The sequence below is a fragment of the Halolamina salina genome (genome assembly GCF_042678005.1).
GTDB classification, from domain to species: Archaea; Halobacteriota; Halobacteria; order Halobacteriales; family Haloferacaceae; genus Halolamina; species Halolamina salina.
Window position 1 is genome coordinate 1 of record NZ_JBHUDH010000115.1, and the last position, 4,405, is coordinate 4,405.

Genomic DNA, 4,405 nt, shown 5'->3' on the forward strand with positions numbered 1-4,405 from the left:
CGCCGACACCGACGCAGACGGCGACTGAGACGCCGACGACGGCATCGCCCACGAGCACGGCCGAGTCCGAACGCGTCGTCGCGTACGAGGAGCTGAACAGTCACCAACAGCAGGCGTTCCGGGACGCGATCGACGGCGAGGCGAGCTTCGTCCCGAACACGTCGTACGTGAACGACTCCGCGGGGTACGACTTCGAGCACGTCGATCCGTTCCGGGAGCACGAGTACGTCCGGTACGAGGGCGAACTGTACGAGATCTCCACCCACCCGGGGGAGCTGTACGCCGCCTACCAGATCCGAACGTCCGTCGGCTCGCCGGGCGAGAACGCGACCGTCGTCGCGCTCGAAGACCTCCCGGAGCGCGTCCGTGAGGAAGTCCGGACGGCGATCATCGAGGGCGAGTACTACGCGCCGTACGGGAAGTGGGACTCGCTCCCCGAGTCGCTACAGGACGTGGAGTACGTCCGGTACGAGAACGAGACCTACGAGACGGCCTACGTCGTCGGCGACGCGTGGGCGACGGTGGTGACGGTCGAGAAAGTCGAGTGAGGGGACGTTACCGCTTCGCCAACCGCCCGTCACACTGCGGACAGCTGTCGGGCGCCGCCCCCGCGAGCTCCGTCGTCCGCTTGTTGTAGCAGTCCGAACAGAGCAGTACCCCACAGCGCTGGCACTCGTAGCCGTCGTAGCTCGCGAGGCCGAGCGTGTCCGCGAGCCCCCCACCCGTGGCGTCGAGGTGCGCGCCACAGCGTTCGCACGCAGGCATGGGGGAAGCGTCAGTACCGACGGGTTTCAAACTGTTCATCGGTTCTCCGCCGGAACGATCAACACCGAGCCGGCCGAACCGCCGGCCGTGCCTCACGCGAACACCGACGGCGTCTCGCTGTACTACGAGACCGACGGCGACGGCGAGGCGGTGCTGTGCTGCGGCGACGTCGGCCTCGGCGCGTGGCAGTGGGGCTGGCAGCACGCCGCCCTCGCCGGGCCGTACGAACTGATCGTGGCCGACACGCGGGGCTGCGGGCGCTCGGACGACCCGCCCGCGGACTGCACCGTCGAGACGCTGGCCGAGGACGCCGTGGCGGTGCTGCGGGACCACGGCGTCCGCTCAGCCCACGTCGTCGGCGCCGGCCTCGGCGGGATGGTCGCGCTCGAACTCGCCCGGAGCACCGGCCGCGTCCGGTCGCTCACGCTGCTCGGCACCGCGCTCTCGGGCGACGGCTACGACCCCGAGCCGCTGTTCGCGCCGCCAACGGACGCAGCGGCGCTGCGGGCCTCGCTGGAGTCGGCGTTCTCCCGCGAGTTCGTCGACGAGCAGGCCGACGCGATCAGCCAGTTCGTCGAGTGGCGCGCCGCCGAGGACGCCGACCGCGAGGCCTGGGAGCGACAGGCCGCCGCGCTCGAGGAGTTCGCCGTCGAAAAACCGTACGAGATCACCGAGCCGGCGCTCGTGGTCCACGGGGGCGACGACCGGCTCTGCCCGCCGGCCCGGGGGCGCGAGCTCGCCGAGGACCTGCCGAACGCGGAGCTGTTCGAGGTCGAGGGCGCGGGCCACCTCGTCGGCGTCGAGGCGTCGAAGGTCGTCAACGACCGGCTGCGGACGTTCCTGGAGTCGGCGTAGCGCGCGGGCGGCTTTAACTACCCGTCGCCCGAACGCCGGCGCATGGAACCACGGAGAGTCGCGGGCGGCGGCCTGCTGGTCGCCGGCCTGCTGAGCTACGGCGTCGGGATCTACGTCCCCTACCCCGGTCGCGCGTTCTCGCTGACGGCGGTGATGGTGGGGATCGTGCTCGTGGCGACGGGGGACGGCCCGCGGTCGGAGGGGGAGCCGTGACGCTCCAGGCGGTCGTCTACACGGGCGCCGGCGTCGAGGAGTACGACGACGTGGGCGCGGCCGTGGAGGCCCCGGGGGAGACGTGGATCCACGCCTCCGCGGGTGAGCGGTCGGATCTGGAGGCGATCAGGGAGCGGTTCGACATCCACCCGCTGGCCGTCGAGGACGCCCTCGACGAGAACACCCGGCCGAAGACCGAGGAGTACGGCGACCACACGTTCGTGCTGATGAAGACCACGCAGCTAAGCCAGCGCGACGACGTGGCGTTCGGGAAGGAGATCCAGAGCCGGTCGGTGGGGCTGTTCGTCGGCGACGGCTGGCTGGTGACGATCGCGCCGCCGGACCTCGAACTGGTCGCGCCGACGGCGTCCGCTTGGACCCGCGACAGCAGCCGCGTCGCCGACCGGGGCGCCGACTTCCTCGCCTACCGCGTGCTCGACGCGATCGTCGACGACTACTTCGACGTGCTCGACGAGATCGAGACCGACATCGAGGCCGTCGAGGAGCGGGTGCTCCACGATCCCGAGCCGGAGATCCTCGAGGAGCTTAACGGCGTGCGCCGGGACCTGCTCGCGTTCCGGAAAGTCGCGTGGCCCGCCCGGGAGGCCGTCTCCTCGCTCGCCCGCGGCGACGTACCGCAGGTCGCCGAGAGCAACGAGAAGTACTTCCGGGACGTCTCCGACCACCTCGTGCAGGTGGTGGACCTGATCGAGACGTACCGCGACCTGACCGGCGGCTCGCGGGACATCTACCTCAACGCCGTCTCCCAGTCGACCAACGACGTGATGAAGACGCTCACGGTCGTCGCGGCGATTTTCATCCCGCTGACGTTCGTCGTCGGCGTCTACGGGATGAACTTCTCGGGGACCCCCTTCGCGATGCCGGAACTCGGCTGGACGTACGGCTACCCGGCGACGATGCTCGGGATGGCGCTGGTGGCGGCGCTGCTGCTCGGCCACTTCCGCCGGCAGGGGTGGCTCTGAGGCGGTCGCACTCCTCGTCCCGGCTCCGTCCCGCGGTGCTTCGCGTTTCCTCGTCATCCGGGGGATCCCGTTCGACGGTGCGTGAGCCGTCGTACCGGCCGATCGCCGGGACCGAACCCCTCTTGATCCCGCGCCGATCACGCTTCCGTAGTGGCACTGATCGACATCTTCGTCTCGGCCATCCTGCCGATCGTCCTGATCGCGGGCGTCGGCTTCACCCTCGGCCGGGCGAAAGACGTGGAGCCCGGGCCGCTCAACACGGCGACGGTGTACGTGCTCGCGCCGGCGCTGGTGCTCCACAGCCTGCTCGACACGGGGCTGGGCGGCGAGACGCTGGTCCGCCTCGCCGCGGCGGTCACCGCGTTCACGCTGGGGATGGCGGCGCTTGTGGAGCTCTCGGGCCGGCTGCTCGGCGTCGTCGACGCGACGCTGTCGGCGCTGGTGCTCGTCTCGACGTTCCCCAACGCCGGCAACTACGGTATCCCGGTCAGCGACTTCGCGTTCGGCACCGTCGGCCGGGGGGTGGCGGTGCTGTACGTCGCCGCCCAGTCGGTGCTGATGTACACCGTCGGCGTCTACGTCGCCTCCCGCGGCGGCGGGAGCGCGGGGCTGGGCGCGCTCAAGCGCGTGTTCCGCATCCCGCTGATCTACGCGGTCGCCGCGGGCCTGCTCATGCGGGCGCTGGGACTCGTGCCCGCGGGCGGCTCGACCGCGATGGAGACGCTGCGGCTGGTCGGCGACGCCTCGATCCCCGTGATGCTGCTGATCCTCGGCATCCAGCTCGCGAACACCGACTTCGGCGCCGCGCCGTTCCAGATCGGCGTCGCGAGCGCGGGGAAGATGGTCGTCGCGCCGGCGGTCGCCATCGGCGTCGCCCTGCTGGTCGGCTTCGAGGAGCCGACCGTCGCCCGGACGTTCGTGCTGGAGTCGGCGATGCCCGCGGCGGTGACGCCGCTGGTCCTCCTGATCGAGTTCGCCGACGACGTGGAGGTCGGCGGCGTCAGCGCCCCGGAGTTCGTCTCGACGGCCGTGGCGGCGACGACGCTTTTGTCGGTGCCGGTGCTGACGGTGCTGATCTCGGTGTTGCAGTCCGGCGCGCTCGTTTAGTTGCCCCTCGCTGCCTCTCCGTGCCGCCGTGATCAGTCGTCGCTGTGCCGGGGCACGTTCCGCCCCGGCGACACCGGCGCCGAGTCGACGACCGCCGACTTCCACGTCCCGCGGGAGAGCCACGCGAGGGCAGCCACCGCGCCCACGATGTCGCCCAGTGCGACAGCCGTCCAGACGCCGGTCGGCCCCCACCCCAGCGGAAACGCGAGCAGGTACGTCGCCGGGAGGCGGACGACCCACAGTGCGAGCAGCGAGAGCGCCAGCGCTGTCGTGGTGTTGCCCGCGCCGCGGAACGTCCCCATCGCGACCTGAAACACGCCGAAGAACACGAACGCGACGCTGGCGATCCTGAGGTACGTCGCGGCGTGGTCGATCGTCGCGACGGCGCCCGCCGTCGTCGCGGGGAGGAACAGGGCGACGATCGGCTCCGGGACGGCGGCGACGACGACCGCGACGACCGAGAGCACGGCGACGACCAGCCC

General features: G+C 71.2%; 6 protein-coding genes and 1 pseudogene. 5 read left to right on the forward strand and 2 right to left on the reverse strand.

Annotated features, from left to right (window positions below; translation table 11 throughout):
• A pseudogene (locus tag ACFR9S_RS10190) lies at positions 1 to 548 on the forward strand (hypothetical protein); the annotation flags it as partial.
• Between the two features lie 7 nt (positions 549 to 555).
• On the opposite strand, the gene ACFR9S_RS10195 reads toward ACFR9S_RS10190, so the two are convergent.
• Complete coding sequence (locus ACFR9S_RS10195) at positions 556 to 765, reverse strand: hypothetical protein (protein ID WP_379732925.1); 210 nt, start codon at positions 763 to 765, stop codon at positions 556 to 558.
• An 87-nt stretch (positions 766 to 852) separates the two neighbouring features.
• Between ACFR9S_RS10195 and ACFR9S_RS10200 the strand changes: the two genes are divergently transcribed.
• The 4 genes from ACFR9S_RS10200 (at position 853) to ACFR9S_RS10215 (ending at position 3,923) form a co-directional block, all read left to right on the forward strand.
• Positions 853 to 1,620 (forward strand): alpha/beta fold hydrolase, encoded by a 768-nt coding sequence (locus ACFR9S_RS10200; protein WP_379818552.1) that lies wholly within the window; start codon positions 853 to 855, stop codon positions 1,618 to 1,620.
• 42 nt (positions 1,621 to 1,662) lie between these two features.
• Positions 1,663 to 1,833, forward strand: coding sequence for a hypothetical protein (locus tag ACFR9S_RS10205; RefSeq protein WP_379732376.1), 171 nt, complete (start codon positions 1,663 to 1,665; stop codon positions 1,831 to 1,833).
• Positions 1,830 to 2,816 (forward strand): magnesium/cobalt transporter CorA, encoded by a 987-nt coding sequence (gene corA, locus ACFR9S_RS10210; protein ID WP_379732375.1) that lies wholly within the window; start codon positions 1,830 to 1,832, stop codon positions 2,814 to 2,816. The genes ACFR9S_RS10205 and corA overlap by 4 nt, the downstream gene beginning before the upstream one ends.
• A 150-nt stretch (positions 2,817 to 2,966) precedes the next feature.
• Positions 2,967 to 3,923 carry an AEC family transporter gene (locus tag ACFR9S_RS10215; protein WP_379818553.1) on the forward strand — a complete coding sequence of 319 codons (957 nt, stop codon included), beginning with the start codon at positions 2,967 to 2,969 and terminating at the stop codon, positions 3,921 to 3,923.
• A 32-nt stretch (positions 3,924 to 3,955) separates the two neighbouring features.
• On the opposite strand, the gene ACFR9S_RS10220 is transcribed toward ACFR9S_RS10215, so the two are convergent.
• Positions 3,956 to 4,405, reverse strand: a 450-nt coding sequence (locus ACFR9S_RS10220; RefSeq protein ID WP_379818554.1) for an MATE family efflux transporter, incomplete at its 5' end; no start/stop codon positions are given.